This window comes from Streptomyces tubercidicus, assembly GCF_027497495.1.
Classification (GTDB): Bacteria; Actinomycetota; Actinomycetes; order Streptomycetales; family Streptomycetaceae; genus Streptomyces; species Streptomyces tubercidicus.
This window is the reverse complement of record NZ_CP114205.1, coordinates 5,701,758-5,716,499: the sequence shown is the minus strand read 5'-3', so window position 1 is coordinate 5,716,499 and position 14,742 is coordinate 5,701,758. Positions and strand designations below refer to the sequence as shown.

Genomic DNA, 14,742 nt, shown 5'->3' with positions numbered 1-14,742 from the left:
GAGACGAAAATTCATAGCGTTGAAACATGATCGAGAGCATCGAAGGCACCGCACCCGGCTGGATCACCGACCTCATGGACACGCTCGGCGCGCCCGGCGCGGGTGTGGCCATCGCCGCAGAAAATCTCTTCCCGCCGCTGCCGAGCGAAGTGATCCTGCCCCTGGCGGGCTTCGCGGCCGCCCGCGGCAGCATGCAACTGACCTCCGCCCTCGCGTGGACGACCCTCGGCTCGGTGACCGGCGCCCTGGCGCTGTACGGCGTGGGCGCATGGCTCGGGCGCGAACGTACGTCCGCGATCGCCTCGAAGCTGCCGCTGGTCAAGGTCTCCGACATCGAGAAGACGGAGCGCTGGTTCCGGCGGCACGGGACGAAGGCGGTGTTCTTCGGCCGGATGATTCCCCTCTTTCGGAGCTTCATCTCGATACCCGCAGGCATCGAGCGCATGCCGATACCGGTCTTTCTCGCCCTGACCACCCTCGGCAGCTTCATCTGGAACGCGATCTTCGTCCTCGCCGGCTATCTGCTCGGCGACAACTGGGAAGAGGTGACGGGATATGTGGACGTCTATTCGAAGGTGGTCCTTGGGACAACGGCGCTCGCGGTGGCGGCCTTTGTCGTGGTGCGTGTCAGGAGGCGTGGCCCGGGGGCACGGCACCGCGGATGAAGGCCCGCAGGATTTCCTCGCCCGCAGCAACACCCCGCTCTTCGAGCGCCGTGACATGGGGGGCGTGCCAGCCGGCATCCGCCAACTCCCCGTGTCCGGGCCGCCATCCACGGTCCGCGGCCAGCAGCAGATCGGCGTCGAGGAGGGAATCGCCGGCCGCGAGGATCTCGGATGCCCCGGTGCGGCGCGCCACCTCCGCCACGGCTGCACTCTTGGTCAGCGGCTGCGGCACGGCATAGATCTTGCGGCCCTGCAGGGAGACGGTCCAGCCGCGTTCATCCGCCCAGCCGGCGAGGTCCTTCACCCAGGCGTTCGGCAGCAGCGGCCGTTCCACGACGAGATAGGCGAAGAGGTCCTCGGCAACACGCTCCTTGAGCAGCCATGCCGGGTCGGCGGTGCGCACGAGATGCGCGCGGATCTCATCGAGGGGCGCACACTGCGCGGCGAGCCGCTCGGCGACGGTGCGCTGCCAGTCCGGATCCGACTCGCCCCATACGAGCAGATGGCCGCCGTTGGCGCAGATGGCGAACTCCGGCTCCGGGCCGGGGAGATGAATACGGCCGTATTGCTCGCGGGTGCGGGTGGTGGTCGGCACAAAGGTGGCCTTGCCGGCCAGTTCGGCGAGCAGTCCGGCGGCCGTCTCCGTCATATACGAGAGCGGCTTGCGCTCATAGACCTCCACACACAGGAGCCGGGGGGCCTCGGCGTCGGGCATGGCGAGGCCCAGCGCGGGGGCCGAATAGATCAGGGTGCGGTCGAGGTCGCTGGCGACGATCGCGCTCATCAGGAGGCCACCGCCTTGCCGTCAGCACCCGTGGCCCCGCGTGTGAAGCGGGGGTGGATCAACCCCACACAGGTATAGGGCAGTTCGTCGACCTCTTCGACGGGCACGCCCCGTTGTTCAGCCAGGAGGCGCACATGATCGAGATCGGTCCCGGCACCCCGCCGGGCCAGGATCTTCCAGGGGACCCGGCGCAGCAGTACGCGAGTGGTCTCACCGACACCGGGCTTCACGAGGTTCACGTCATGGATCCCGTATTCCACGCTGATCCGCTCGACGGCCGCCCAGCCCTCCCAGGTGGGTGCCCGGTCGGCGGCGGCCAGTTCCTTCACCGCTTCGGCGACGTCCGGGGCGACCTCGTCGAAGCGGTCACTGACCGCGTCCAGGAAGGCACGCGACAGATCCGCCGGGGCCAGCTCGCGGTAGAACTTCGCGCCGTGGAAGTCGTCGGGGCCCACGAGGTCGTCGCGCAGGACGGTGCGCGATATGAGGCCGGAGACGGTGGAGTTGAGGCAGGCGGACGGGATGAGGAAATCGTCGCGAGTGCCATAGGTCTCGACGCAGCCGCCGGGGTCGGCGAGCACGGCGATCCGTGGGTCGAAGCCCGGGAAGTCCGCCAGTGCCTGGGCGAGTTCGCGGGTGATGGCTCCCTTGCCGGTCCAGCCGTCCACGAAGACGACATCCGCCGGATCGTGGTGGGCGGCCAGCCACCGGAGCGCCACGGAGTCGATGCCCCGGCCGCGGACGATCGAGATCGCGTAATGCGGCAGTTCCAGACCGTGTGCGTGCCGCGCCCAGCGACGCATCAGCACCCCGACGGGTGTCCCCGCCCGCGCCAGCGACACCAGCACGGGCCGTGGACTGCGTTCGGCGAGCACGGTCTCGGTGACGGTCCCGACAGCGCGCGCGATCCGGCTCGCGGAGGTCCGCAGCGCGCTGTGAAAGAGCGCCTGGTAGTCCTCGCTCGGCTGGTACTCGACGGGCAGCGACTCCGCGTAATGGGCGCCACCGCGCTGAATCGCCTCCTCGCGTTCCTCGGTCGGCGCTTCCAGGGTGACCTCGGAGAGATCCTGCAGCAGCCAGCCGACCTCGTCGGCGGTGTAGGAGGAGAAGGCGGGGCCGCGCAGCGGTTCGGGGAGAGGCATGGGTCCGGCCTGTGGTTGCGGGGCGTACGAGGGGACGACGGCAAGCAGCAGCCGGTCGGTGTGCTCGGCGAGCCGGCTCAGCAGACCGTCGTCGGCGTGCAGTTCGGGGCGGTCGCCGTGCGAGTCCACGACGGCCACGATGGCGTCGAAGCCGCGCTCCGGGTCGGTGCCGGCCGCGACGTTGTAGGCGTACCGCTCCCCCGGCCCGTCGGCGGGACGGTCGTGGGCGGGGAAGGACAGCCGGGTGCGTATCGCGTAACCGGGGTCGTCGACTGCGAGCACCGGCGACCGGGTGGTGGTGGAGAAGAAGACCCCCGCGCCTCCGGTCGACGCGGACGGCTGACCGACCAGCGGTACGAAGGAGCCGCCCTCCGGCCCAATGCCGTCGCCGGCCGGCGACGCCTCGGCGGCGTCCCCTTCCCCCGTGACGAGGGCGTCCAGAGCCTCAGCTATCCGCAGCGGCGCGTACATCAATTCCTCGTTGCCGAGGACGAGGATGCGCCGGGCACCGTCCAGTCGCTGCGCGATACGGGTCGCCATGCCCGGAAGCCCGGCCTCCAGGCGTGCCCGGTGCGCCGGTGTGAACCCGTGCCGTCCGCCGTCGGGCAGCCCGGCGGGCCAGCCGAGGTCGACCCGTACGGCGTCCGCACCGCGGCCGCCAGGCGCCGCTGGAGCGGCTACCGCATGCCGGTCGTCACCCGTGGACGCCGATGTACTCCCCGAGGAAGCCCCGGTCTCCTGTGCCGCACCGGCCTCGCGTGCCGTAGCGGCCTCTTGTGCGGCGACGAGTTCCTGGCCGAGGGTCAGCACATCATCGGGCAGGCGTACGCCGCCCGCGGCCAGTGCGACGAGATCGACGCGGGCGCCCAGTTCCGCGGCGAACTTCTCCAGATGGCTGCGGTCCGCGTCGGAGCGCATATCGACCAGGGCGACAACCACGTACCGCTCGCGCGGGAAGTGTGTGTGCAGCGCCTTGATGGTGTTCAGGACGGTCCTGCCGGTGGAGAACTCGTCGTCGACGAGTACCAATGGTCCGTCTCCGGCCAGGAGTCCGTGGTCCTCGGGGAGCAGCAGATGGGAGGTGGCATGGCTGTGCTCCTCCTCGAACCCACCCACCTGCGGCACACCCGCCACGGGGCGGCGGGTGGAGTGCAGATACGGCGCGAGGGCCAGACCGTCGGCCACCGAATGCCCCAGGCCGGTGGCGGTCTCGGCGTAGCCCAGGACGACGGAGCGGGCGGCGGCCTCCTCACCCAGCAGCTTCCGCACCTGGCGTCCCAGCCCGACGCCCGCGCCGTGGACCACGCCCGGTCGCTGCGGCACATGCTTGCCGAGCACATTCGACACGAGCAGATGGGCCCGCTTCGGGTTGCGCCGCAGCGCGAGCCCGAGCAGTTCCGGCAGCTCGTCCCCGCCGCTCAGCGAGACCCCGAGCCGGCCGGCGACCCATTCTCCTGTCCAGACCACGCGTTCCGTCTCCTCCGTCGTACCGTTCATATCGATCACCGCAGATCAGGTCTGCGGCACACTCGCCGTCAGCAGCTCCACGAAACCGACGCCCTCGCGGGCGACCCCGAACGCCTCGGCCCGCAGCAGGGTCCGCTCGGCCCAGGCGCGATGCGGCTTCACCTCGTTCATCTTGTTCGTGTACGAGGAGCGCAGCACCCCGCCGTCGTCCCGTTCGGGCCGCAGGATGTCGACCGCGTCGCTGAACTCCTCATGGCTGACCACCGAGAGCGCGTGCACCGGCGCGACATGCGAGGGGTGGATGCAGGTCTTGCCCTGCAGGCCGTTCGCGCGGTCGAGTTCGATCTCGCGCAGCAGGCCGTCCATATCGTGCTCGATCAGTGCCGTCCGCAGGTCCTCGGCGCGTCCGAGGAACGGGCTGCGCCGCAGCTGTGGCTTGAACATCCGCTCATGCAGGCGGAAGTACTCCCATACCGGTCCGGTGACCGTGAAGCCCGTGCCATCCGCGCGTCCGAGCACATTCACCACGTCGGCGATCACGGAGGCGACGATCTGGACGTCGTATGCCGTCATATCGGGCGGTCTGCGCAGCCCGTAGGCGGAGCAGAAGTCCGTGACGCCGAGCCGCAGGGCCAGCACCCGGTCCCGGTATTTGTCGACGGTCCTGGCGATGCCCTGCAGTGTCTCGGCGCGGCTCTCCAGATGCAGCAGCTGCGGAGATTCCAGCACCGGCATCGCGAAGAGCCGACGGGAACAGACGGACTCCGCCGTGGTGAGCGCCTCAAGGAACGGGACGCCACGTTCCTCGGTGAATTTGGGAAGTACAAATCCGGACAGCCTGTCGACGGCGGTTCCCATCCGGCGCACCAGGTCCGCTATTTGACCGGGGGTGCGGACGCGGACGAACAGCAGCGGGAGGTCGGCGCCGGCGGCGGCCGCCTCGTCGAGAAGACCGAGCTGCCGCACGAGATTCTCCTCGCCGGCCTCGACATCCGCGTCCCCTATGGAGTCCTCCAGGCACAGCACCATGGACATCACGCCACGCCCGGCCTGTTTGAGCACGTCGGCGGCGAGGCGCGGACGGGTGGCGGGGCTGTAGAGCGTGGCCCCCAGGGCGACCGAGAGCATGCGGGCGGGAGAATCGGCGGTGAACTCCACCGGCTCCTGATGGAACAGCGTCTCCCGAACCTCGGGCGCAAGATGCCCAAAATGCCGCATATATCTCCCCGTCTGCCTGGGGGATCCGGGCACCCCCGCTGCGTCTCGCTGTCTGGATCCAGCCGGTAATCGTACGTCTGTGGGGGCATGGTTAGTTCCCGCGTACATGAAAAACACGTAACCCCCACGAGGCACCCAGGTGTCCGCGCTCGCGCTCCCTGCACCCTGCCGGGGCCCCCGCGTTGTCGCTGCGACCTGAGGGAAGGCAGGATTACGGCATGACGCACGCGATGCTGAAAGGGTCGAACGTACCCCTCGATGCCACGGCTGTTCGGGCCGTCCTGCGCTGGACGCCCGGCGCCGGTGTCCCCGATGTCGATGCCTCGGCCCTGCTGCTGGGACCCGAGGGATGCGTGCGCTCCGACGAGGACTTCGTCTTCTACAACCAACCGCGCCACCCCAGCGGCCTGGTCCGGCATCTGCCCAAGACCCGGCTCGCCGACCAGCTGACCGACACCATCGAGGCGGATCTGGCGGCGCTGGATCCGTCGGTGGACCGGGTCGTGCTGGCCGCTTCCTCGGACGGCGGGGCGTTCGCGGGCGTCACGGATCTCCAGGTCCGGCTGTACGACGCGGCGGCGAGCGACGGTGAGCCGGTCGCGGTCTTCGACGTGGAGCCCGAGACGGGCGATGAGACGGCCCTGATCTGCGGGGAGTTGTACCGGCGCGCCGAGACCTGGAAGTTCCGGGCGCTGGGGCAGGGGTACGAGACCGGACTGGTCGGGCTGGCGACCGAGTTCGGGATCTCGGTGGACGAGAACGAGGCGGCCTCCGAACGCTCCGCTCCGCCGGCCTCGGAGGCACCGGTGTCGGCGTCGCCCGCCTCGGAGGCCACGACGGCCGCCGAACCACCCGCGGAACCCGAGCCCGGCCCGTCCACCTCCGCCACCCCGTCCGCCACCGCGGCACCGGCCTCCTCCAGCGCGGCGGGTGGCCCTTCCGGCTCCCCCGCGACCCCGCCGCCCAGTACCTGGCCGGAGGAGGCCTCGGGCCCGCCCTCCGCGGTGGACGCACAGACATATCCGACGTCGGACCCCGATGCCGTCACCCAGCATGTGGCGGATGCCCCGCCCGAGCCGGCCTCGCCCACAGCACCGCCCGCGGCCGCCGCGCCCCCGATGGCGCCCCCGCCCATGAGCGGCGGCTACGGCTACCCGCAGCACGTTCCGCCACCCCCGACGCAGCCCCCGGTCCAGCCCGCCTACGGCTACCCGGGGCCGCCGCCCCAGTACCAGCCGCCACAGCAGCCACCGTCCACGTACGGCGCCCCGCAGCCGCAGCCGTATCCTGCCTCGACCTACGGCCACCCGATGCAGCAGCCCTTTGTGCCGGACCCGTCCTTCGTCCTGCCGCCCCAGGGACCGCAGTTCCAGCGCCGTTAGCGGAGATCCTGTGGGACCGCGCCTGAGGGCCACCACAAACGGCGCCGACGCAACGCCCAACGGCACACCACCTGTCGGCGCACCACCCGACGCCACACCACCCGGCGGCGCGCTGCCCAGGCCGCGCGCCGCACAGGGGCGGCTCACACCTTGGTCTTGTAGCCCCGCCCCCACTGGAGCCCCCAGCCGTACAGCCGGTCCAGCTCCGCCTGGAAGCCGTAGACGTACTTCACCTCGCGCCGCACCGTCAGCTCGTCCTTGACGTTCTCCAGCATGAAGACGGCGCAGGAGCGCGCCTGCGGCGCCCGCTCGTCCAGCTTGACCTCCACCCGCGGGCCGCTGCTCGGATAGAGCGTCACGACCGCATGCGTACGGTCGAAGGCCGGTGTGCCGTCGTAGATGTACACGAAGATCAGCATGCGCTTGATCTCTTCGCGGTGGTCCAGGTTGATGTAGAGCGTCTCGCCGGACCCTGAACCGAAGCGGTCGTCACCGCTGAGCTTGACGAAGGGCGGCCCGTTGAGGTCGCCCAGAAAGTTGCCCAGCGGCTGCGCCACGCCCCTGGTGCCGTCCTTGAGCTCGTACAGACACGCCAGGTCCAGGTCGACATTGACCACGGCCGGCCCCTGCGCCTGCACGACCTCGGGCCTGAACAGCTTGCCCGGATTCCGCAGCAGCCCGCCTCTGCGCTGCCCGCCCCGCTCATGAAGGTCCGAGGTCCGCATCTGCCAGTGCAGATTGACCCGCAGATGCCCGCTGGCGGCCCCCTGCTTCGTCAGCGAGACGACCGGATTCCGCTTCGTCAGCTCGACGACATACGAAGCGCCACCGCTGTCGAAATCAAACTTCTGCGCGCCACCGCGCCACAGATTCCCCAGGAACGACACCTTGCCCACCCCATCGCTTCGGCCCCAATGACGACGGGGCGGCCCGAGGTCTGCACCTCAGGGCCGCCCCGCAGAGAGCGTTCCTCAATCAGCGCCGCGTCACACTCCGGACGTGACTTCCGGCTTCTCGCCCGATGCGTCTCCCGAGCTGCCCTCACGCCGGTTCCGGACCACGGAAGAGGCGAACGAGAGGGCGATCAGCACGACGCCGACGAGGCCGGTGACGACCTCGGGGATCTCGTACTTGATCGTGATGAGCAGGATGACGGCCAGCGCGCCGATCGCGTAGTGGGCGCCGTGCTCCAGGTAGACGTAGTCGTCCAGGGTTCCCTTGCGGACCAGGAAGACCGTCAGCGACCGGATGTACATGGCGCCGATACCCAGACCCAGCGCCATCATGAAGATGTCGTTGGTGATGGCGAAGGCACTGATGACGCCGTCGAAGGAGAAGGACGCGTCGATGACCTCAAGGTAGAGGAACATGAAGAACGCGGCCTTGCCGGCCAGGCCGACGGCCGAGCCGTTGCCCTTCGCGGCGCGCGCCTCCGCGGCCTCCTCGGCTGCCTCGTCCTCGTCCTCCAGCTTGCCTTCGAAGTAGCCGGAGATACCGGCGACGACGAGGTACGTGATGAGGCCCGCGACACCGGACAGCAGCACCGTGGCGCTCTTGTCACCGCCGCCGTGCGCGACGCTGGTGGCCACCGTCATCGCACTCACCAGCAGGGCGACCAGCGCGATGATGATCGACAGGGTGTCCAGCTTGCCCATCTTGGCCATGGGCTTTTCGATCCAGGACAGCCACTTGTAATCGCGCTCCTCGAATATGAAGTCGAGGAAGATCATCAGCAGGAAGATCCCGCCGAAGGCCGCGATGGCCGGATGGGCGCTGGTGACCAGTTCCTCGTATTGCGCCTTGTCATTGATGGCGAGATTGACCGCCTCGATCGGCCCCAGCTTCGCGGTGATCGCGACAATGACGACCGGGAACACCAGTCGCATGCCGAACACGGCGATGAGGATGCCGAGCGTAAGGAAGATCTTCTGCCAGAAGGGGTTCATCTTGCGCAGAATGCCTGCGTTGATGACGGCGTTGTCGAACGAGAGCGAGATCTCCAGGATGGACAGGATCCCGACAATCGCCAGCCCCTGCCACCCCCAAAGCACGCCCGCCAAGGCGAGGCCGGCCGCCGTGGCGGCGAACGACCAGCCAAAGGTTTTCAGGAGCACTGCCTACCCAATCCCTCGCTGTATGGGGTCCCCCGCGCGCAGCGCGCGGCGCTTTACGAAACGTTGACCCCGAAGTCTAGAGCGATGCCCCGGAGACCCGACGCGTACCCCTGCCCGACTGCCCGGAACTTCCATTCGCCCTGGTAGCGATACACCTCGCCGAAGATCATCGCGGTCTCCGTCGAGGCGTCCTCGCTGAGGTCGTAGCGGGCGAGTTCGCTGCCGTCGGCCTGATTGACGATGCGGATAAACGCGTTGCTGACCTGTCCGAAGCTTTGGCCGCGCAGATCGGCGTCATGGATCGAGACCGGAAAGACGATCTTGTCGACCTGCTCGGGTACCTGGGAAAGATCCACCAGGACCGACTCGTCGTCGCCCTCACCCTCGCCGGTGAGGTTGTCCCCGGTGTGCTCGACGGAGCCCTCGGGACTTTTGAGGTTGTTGTAGAAGACGAAGTACTCGTCCCCCAGCACCCGGCCCGACTGGCACAGCAACGCGCTGGCGTCCAGATCGAAGGGCGCGCCGGTCGTGGACCGCGCGTCCCAGCCGAGGCCGACCATGATCTGTGTGAGATTCGGAGCGGCCTTGGACAGGGAGACATTGCCCCCCTTGGCAAGCGTGACGCTCATCGTTCGCTTCCTCCCCGGTGTCGGTGCGGTCCGCCCGGCGGACGGCCCGCAACCCTCGTTCAAGCGCGTCCGGCGCCGCACTCCCCGGACGGGGACGTACGACGCCGGACGCGGTCGTGCTTGGCTCGGGCCGCCACTACGGCAGCGCCGCACGGCCGGACGCCGACGGTCGGACCTCGGTCCGGCCGGTCAGACGTTGACGCCGAAGTCCTGCGCGATGCCGCGCAGGCCCGAGGCGTAGCCCTGGCCGATGGCCCGGAACTTCCACTCCGCGCCGTTGCGGTACAGCTCGCCGAAGACCATGGCGGTCTCCGTCGAGGCGTCCTCGCTCAGGTCGTAGCGCGCCAGCTCATTGTTGTCGGCCTGGTTGACCACGCGGATGAAGGCGTTACGGACCTGGCCGAAGCTCTGCTGGCGGGTCTCGGCGTCGTAGATCGACACCGGGAAGACGATCTTGGATACATCGGCCGGCACCGCGGCCAGATTCACCTTGATCTGCTCGTCGTCGCCTTCGCCCTCACCGGTGATGTTGTCACCGGTGTGCTCGACCGAACCGTCCGGGCTCTTCAGGTTGTTGAAGAACACGAAGTTCTGGTCGTTGCCCACCTTGCCCTGGTCGTTCGTCAGCAGGGCGCTGGCGTCCAGGTCGAAGTCCGTACCGGTGGTGGTACGCGCGTCCCAGCCCAGACCGACGATGACGGCGGTCAGGTTGGGGGCTTCCTTCGTCAGCGAGACGTTGCCGCCCTTGCTGAGGCTGACTCCCACGAGTCCTCCCATAGATTCGAGGGGTACCTGCGCCCCCATCGTGCATGGCATCGGATCAACGAATTGATCCTAGTGACCGGTTCCCACCGATTGCAGATATCGCACCTGGATCATGCGGATGTCTGCCCGGTGGGCGCAGCGATGCCTGGGAGCGCGCGCCGGCTCAGAGGGTGCCGAGCGCCTTGACGTAGTCGTTCAGGTCGCGGGCGTCGGGCAGGCCGTTGACGACCGTCCAGCGCACCACGCCCTCCTTGTCGATGATGAACGTGCCGCGCACCGCGCAGCCCTTCTCCTCGTCGAAGACGCCGTACGCCCGCGAGGCCTCGCCGTGCGGCCAGAAGTCCGACAGCAGCGGGTACTCCAGACCCTCCTGCTCGGCGAAGACGCGCAGCGAGAACGGGGAGTCGTTGGAGACGGCCAGCAGCTGGACGTCGTCGTTGACGAACTTCGGCAGCTCGTCACGGAGCGCGCAGAGCTCGCCGGTGCACACACCGGTGAAGGCGAAGGGGTAGAAGAGGAGGACAACGGCCTTCTCACCGCGGAAGTCGGAGAGCTTGACCAGCTCGCCGTGCTGGTTCTTCAGCTCGAAATCCGGAGCCTTCGTGCCGACCTCGATCGCCATGGGTGCTTCCCTTCCGCTCACTCTCAACAGGACGCGCCCAACCCTACGCGCCGGTGTGCACGCCCGGGGAACCCCTCCTGAACAGGGCCGAGCCCCCTCCGGAACAGGGCGGAGGGGGCTCGGCGGCGAACGTCGGGTCGGTGCGGCTCAGCGCTTGCCGGACTTGGGGGTGACCAGGCGGCTGCCGGTCCAGTCCTTGGCCGCGTTGATGCTCTTGGTCTGGGACAGACCCGCGGTCTGCGCGGCCTCATTGATGTCGCTCGGCTCGACGTAGCCCTCACGGCCGGTCTTCGGGGTCAGCAGCCAGATCTGCCCGCCCTCGTCGATCAGGCCGATGGCGTCCACCAGCGCGTCCGTGAGGTCGCCGTCCTCGTCGCGGAACCACAGCACCACGACGTCACAGACGTCGTCGTAGTCCTCGTCGACGAGATCCTGGCCGATCACGGTCTCAATGCCTTCGCGGAGATCCTGATCGACGTCGTCGTCGTAACCGATCTCCTGGACCACCTGTCCGGGCTCGAACCCCAGCCTGGCGGCAGGGTTGGTCCGCTCCTCCGCGTGGTCCGCGGTCGCGCTCACGGATTGCCTCCTGTCATGTTTCGGAAATGCTCGGGGACCCCGCGCGTGCGCGGAGCATTGGGCGTAGTCCACACGGGCCGGGCGGATCGCGCAAGTACCCGGCGGTTCAGACCGCCGAAACGGTGACGTTTGGAGGCGTCTCGCCGCAACCACGACCCCAGTAGGACAGGCCGAAGTGATTCACGCCACAGCTTTCTGCAGGGTTTATCGGGTACTCGCGCGAGACTGGTCCCTTCGGGGGGCGGCCGCGGCGCGTGGACCTGATTTCGGGGTCCGCACGTCCGTACGCGAAGGACTTTCGACATGGGCGTATGGTTGCGATTTGGCCGACCCGAGAAATCGGCCTTTTCAGCGCCCTCTCTCTACGGATGGGTTACCCATCGGTAGAGGTGACGTATCCCTGTGGCTCGGTACACGATGGAAGACGGCGCGACACCAAGGCAGAGACAGCATTCGTCCGTGCACAGCAGCAATCCCTTGCGGGGCACGACACGAACCGAACACGAAGGAACAGCGTGGCTTCCGGATCCGATCGAAACCCGATCATCATTGGCGGCCTTCCCAGCCAGGTCCCGGACTTCGATCCCGAAGAAACCCAGGAATGGCTCGACTCGCTCGACGCGGCCGTCGACGAGCGAGGCCGGGAACGTGCCCGCTACCTCATGCTCCGCCTGATCGAGCGCGCCCGCGAGAAGCGTGTGGCCGTGCCCGAGATGCGCAGCACGGACTACGTGAACACCATCGCGACCAAGGACGAGCCGTTCTTCCCGGGTAACGAGGAGATCGAGCGCAAGGTCCTGAACGCGACCCGGTGGAACGCGGCCGTGATGGTCTCGCGCGCCCAGCGTCCGGGCATCGGCGTCGGCGGCCATATCGCCACCTTCGCCTCCTCCGCCTCCCTCTACGACGTGGGCTTCAACCACTTCTTCCGGGGCAAGGACCAGGGTGACGGCGGCGACCAGATCTTCTTCCAGGGCCATGCCTCGCCCGGTGTCTACGCCCGCGCGTACCTCCTGGACCGGCTGACCGAGAACCAGCTCGACGCCTTCCGCCAGGAGAAGTCCAAGGCTCCCGACGGGCTGTCCAGCTACCCGCACCCGCGGCTGATGCCGGACTTCTGGGAGTTCCCGACCGTCTCGATGGGCCTTGGCCCGCTCGGTGCGATCTACCAGGCGCGGATGAACCGCTACATGGAGGCGCGCGGTATCGCCGACACCTCCAAGTCGCACGTCTGGGCGTACCTCGGCGACGGCGAGATGGACGAGCCCGAGTCGCTCGGCCAGCTGTCCATCGCCGCCCGTGAGGGCCTGGACAACCTGACCTTCGTCGTCAACTGCAACCTGCAGCGCCTGGACGGCCCGGTCCGCGGCAACGGCAAGATCATGCAGGAGCTGGAGTCGCAGTTCCGCGGCGCCGGCTGGAACGTGATCAAGCTGGTGTGGGACCGCAGCTGGGACCCGCTGCTCGCGCAGGACCGCGACGGCATCCTGGTGAACAAGCTCAACACCACCCCCGACGGCCAGTTCCAGACGTACGCCACCGAGACCGGTTCGTACATCCGCGAGCACTTCTTCGGTGACGACCACCGGCTGCGGGCGATGGTCGAGGGCATGACCGACGACCAGATCCTGCACCTGGGCCGCGGCGGTCACGACCACAAGAAGATCTACGCGGCGTATGCGGCGGCCAAGGCCCACAAGGGCCAGCCGACGGTGATCCTCGCGCAGACCGTCAAGGGCTGGACGCTCGGTCCCAACTTCGAGGGCCGCAACGCGACCCACCAGATGAAGAAGCTGACGGTCGAGGACCTCAAGGGCTTCCGTGACCGGCTGCACCTGCCGATCCCGGACAAGGACCTGGAGGACGGCGCGCCCCCGTACTACCACCCGGGCCGCGACTCCGAAGAGATCCAGTACATGCACGACCGCCGCAAGGGCCTGGGCGGCTATGTGCCGACCCGTGTCGTGCGTGCCAAGCCGCTGCAGCTGCCGGACGACAAGGCCTATGCGGGCGCCAAGAAGGGTTCGGGGCAGCAGAAGATCGCCACGACGATGGCGTTCGTCCGGGTCCTGAAGGACCTGATGCGGGACAAGGAGATCGGCAAGCGTTTCGTGCCGATCGCGCCCGACGAGTACCGCACCTTCGGTATGGACGCGTTCTTCCCGTCGGCCAAGATCTACAACCCGCTGGGCCAGCAGTACGAGTCGGTGGACCGCGAACTGCTCCTCGCGTACAAGGAGTCGCCGACCGGGCAGATGCTGCACGACGGCATCACCGAGGCGGGCTGCACGGCCTCGCTGATCGCCGCGGGTTCCGCCTATGCGACGCACGGCGAGCCGCTGATCCCGGTCTATGTCTTCTACTCGATGTTCGGGTTCCAGCGGACCGGTGACCAGTTCTGGCAGATGGCCGACCAGCTCTCCCGCGGCTTCGTGCTCGGCGCGACCGCCGGCCGTACGACGCTGACCGGTGAGGGGCTGCAGCACGCGGACGGCCACTCGCAGCTGCTGGCCTCGACCAACCCGGCCTGTGTCTCCTACGACCCGGCCTACGGCTACGAGATCGCGCATATCGTCAAGGACGGTCTGCGCCGGATGTACGGCGAGAACTCCGAGGACGTCTTCTACTACCTCACCGTCTACAACGAGCCGATCCTGCACCCCGCGGAGCCGGCCGACGCCGACGTCGAGGGCATCCTCAAGGGTCTGCACCGTGTGAAGCCCGGCGAGAAGGGCGAGCACACCGCCCAGATCCTCGCCTCGGGTGTCGCGGTGCCGTGGGCGGTCGAGGCCCAGCAGATCCTCGCGGACGAGTGGAACGTCAAGGCCGATGTCTGGTCGGCGACGTCCTGGAACGAGCTGCGCCGCGACGCGGTGGAGATCGAGGAGCACAACCTGCTGCACCCGGAGGAGGAGCAGCGCGTCCCGTACGTGACGCAGAAGCTCCAGGGTGCCGAGGGCCCGAAGATCGCGGTCTCGGACTGGATGCGTTCCGTTCCGGACCAGATCGCGCGCTGGGTTCCCGGCACGTACCAGTCGCTGGGTGCCGATGGCTTCGGCTTCGCGGACACCCGTGGTGCGGCCCGCCGCTTCTTCCACATCGACGCGCAGTCCATCGTCCTTGGCGTGCTCACCGAGCTCGCCAAGGAGGGCAAGGTCGACCGGTCGCTGCTGAAGCAGGCGATCGACCGTTACCAGCTCCTGGACGTCGCGGCCGCCGACGCGGGTGAGGCCGGCGGCGACGCCTGACCTCTCCGCGGCCTGCCGCCGCACCGCTTCCGCCGCGCCCCCCCGACCAGCGTCCCTCGCCGGTCGGGGGGCGCGGTGCTGCGTGGCGGGGTCCACGGGTGCGCGGAGGCAGGCCCGTGGGCGGTCG

12 protein-coding genes are annotated in these 14,742 nt (G+C 68.5%); 3 read left to right on the top strand and 9 right to left on the bottom strand.

The annotated features are described in order from the left end of the window. Positions 1-26 precede the first annotated feature (26 nt). Positions 27-665, top strand: coding sequence for a DedA family protein (locus STRTU_RS24850; protein ID WP_159746258.1), 639 nt, complete (start codon positions 27-29; stop codon positions 663-665). Here the strand turns inward: STRTU_RS24850 and STRTU_RS24845 are convergent. The 3 genes from STRTU_RS24845 to STRTU_RS24835 are packed head-to-tail and all read right to left on the bottom strand — an operon-like array spanning position 628 to position 5,276. Then, positions 628-1,449 carry an HAD family hydrolase gene (locus tag STRTU_RS24845; RefSeq protein WP_159746257.1) on the bottom strand — a complete coding sequence of 274 codons (822 nt, stop codon included), beginning with the start codon at positions 1,447-1,449 and terminating at the stop codon, positions 628-630. The genes STRTU_RS24850 and STRTU_RS24845 overlap by 38 nt on opposite strands. Continuing rightward, on the bottom strand, positions 1,449-4,088 hold the full coding sequence (locus tag STRTU_RS24840) for a phosphoribosyltransferase (RefSeq protein WP_159746256.1): 2,640 nt from the start codon (positions 4,086-4,088) through the stop codon (positions 1,449-1,451). Before STRTU_RS24840 ends, STRTU_RS24845 begins: the two co-directional genes overlap by 1 nt. Positions 4,089-4,103: 15 nt before the next feature. Beyond that, positions 4,104-5,276, bottom strand: coding sequence for an HpcH/HpaI aldolase/citrate lyase family protein (locus STRTU_RS24835; protein ID WP_159746255.1), 1,173 nt, complete (start codon positions 5,274-5,276; stop codon positions 4,104-4,106). A gap of 218 nt (positions 5,277-5,494) precedes the next feature. On the opposite strand from STRTU_RS24835, the gene STRTU_RS24830 reads away from it, so the two are divergent. Continuing rightward, positions 5,495-6,658 (top strand): TerD family protein, encoded by a 1,164-nt coding sequence (locus STRTU_RS24830; protein WP_159746254.1) that lies wholly within the window; start codon positions 5,495-5,497, stop codon positions 6,656-6,658. Positions 6,659-6,801: 143 nt separating this feature from the next. Here STRTU_RS24830 and STRTU_RS24825 read toward each other — a convergent pair whose 3' ends face one another. The 6 genes from STRTU_RS24825 to STRTU_RS24800 all read right to left on the bottom strand — a co-directional run bounded on the left by STRTU_RS24825 (position 6,802) and on the right by STRTU_RS24800 (position 11,367). Continuing rightward, positions 6,802-7,545, bottom strand: coding sequence for a TerD family protein (locus STRTU_RS24825; protein WP_159746253.1), 744 nt, complete (start codon positions 7,543-7,545; stop codon positions 6,802-6,804). Between the two features lie 99 nt (positions 7,546-7,644). Continuing rightward, positions 7,645-8,772 (bottom strand): DUF475 domain-containing protein, encoded by a 1,128-nt coding sequence (locus STRTU_RS24820; RefSeq protein ID WP_159746252.1) that lies wholly within the window; start codon positions 8,770-8,772, stop codon positions 7,645-7,647. A gap of 53 nt (positions 8,773-8,825) precedes the next feature. Then, positions 8,826-9,401, bottom strand: coding sequence for a TerD family protein (locus STRTU_RS24815; RefSeq protein ID WP_159746251.1), 576 nt, complete (start codon positions 9,399-9,401; stop codon positions 8,826-8,828). A 189-nt stretch (positions 9,402-9,590) separates the two neighbouring features. After that, positions 9,591-10,166, bottom strand: coding sequence for a TerD family protein (locus tag STRTU_RS24810; protein ID WP_159746250.1), 576 nt, complete (start codon positions 10,164-10,166; stop codon positions 9,591-9,593). 163 nt (positions 10,167-10,329) lie between these two features. Next, positions 10,330-10,788, bottom strand: a complete 459-nt coding sequence (locus STRTU_RS24805) for a peroxiredoxin (protein WP_159746249.1) — start codon at positions 10,786-10,788, stop codon at positions 10,330-10,332. Positions 10,789-10,935: 147 nt separating this feature from the next. Then, the gene (locus STRTU_RS24800; RefSeq protein ID WP_006605843.1) at positions 10,936-11,367 is read right to left on the bottom strand and encodes a DUF3052 domain-containing protein; all 432 of its coding nucleotides are present in this window, start codon (positions 11,365-11,367) and stop codon (positions 10,936-10,938) included. Between the two features lie 515 nt (positions 11,368-11,882). On the opposite strand from STRTU_RS24800, the gene aceE reads away from it, so the two are divergent. After that, positions 11,883-14,615 (top strand): pyruvate dehydrogenase (acetyl-transferring), homodimeric type, encoded by a 2,733-nt coding sequence (gene aceE / locus STRTU_RS24795; RefSeq protein ID WP_159746248.1) that lies wholly within the window; start codon positions 11,883-11,885, stop codon positions 14,613-14,615. Positions 14,616-14,742: the final 127 nt, after the last annotated feature.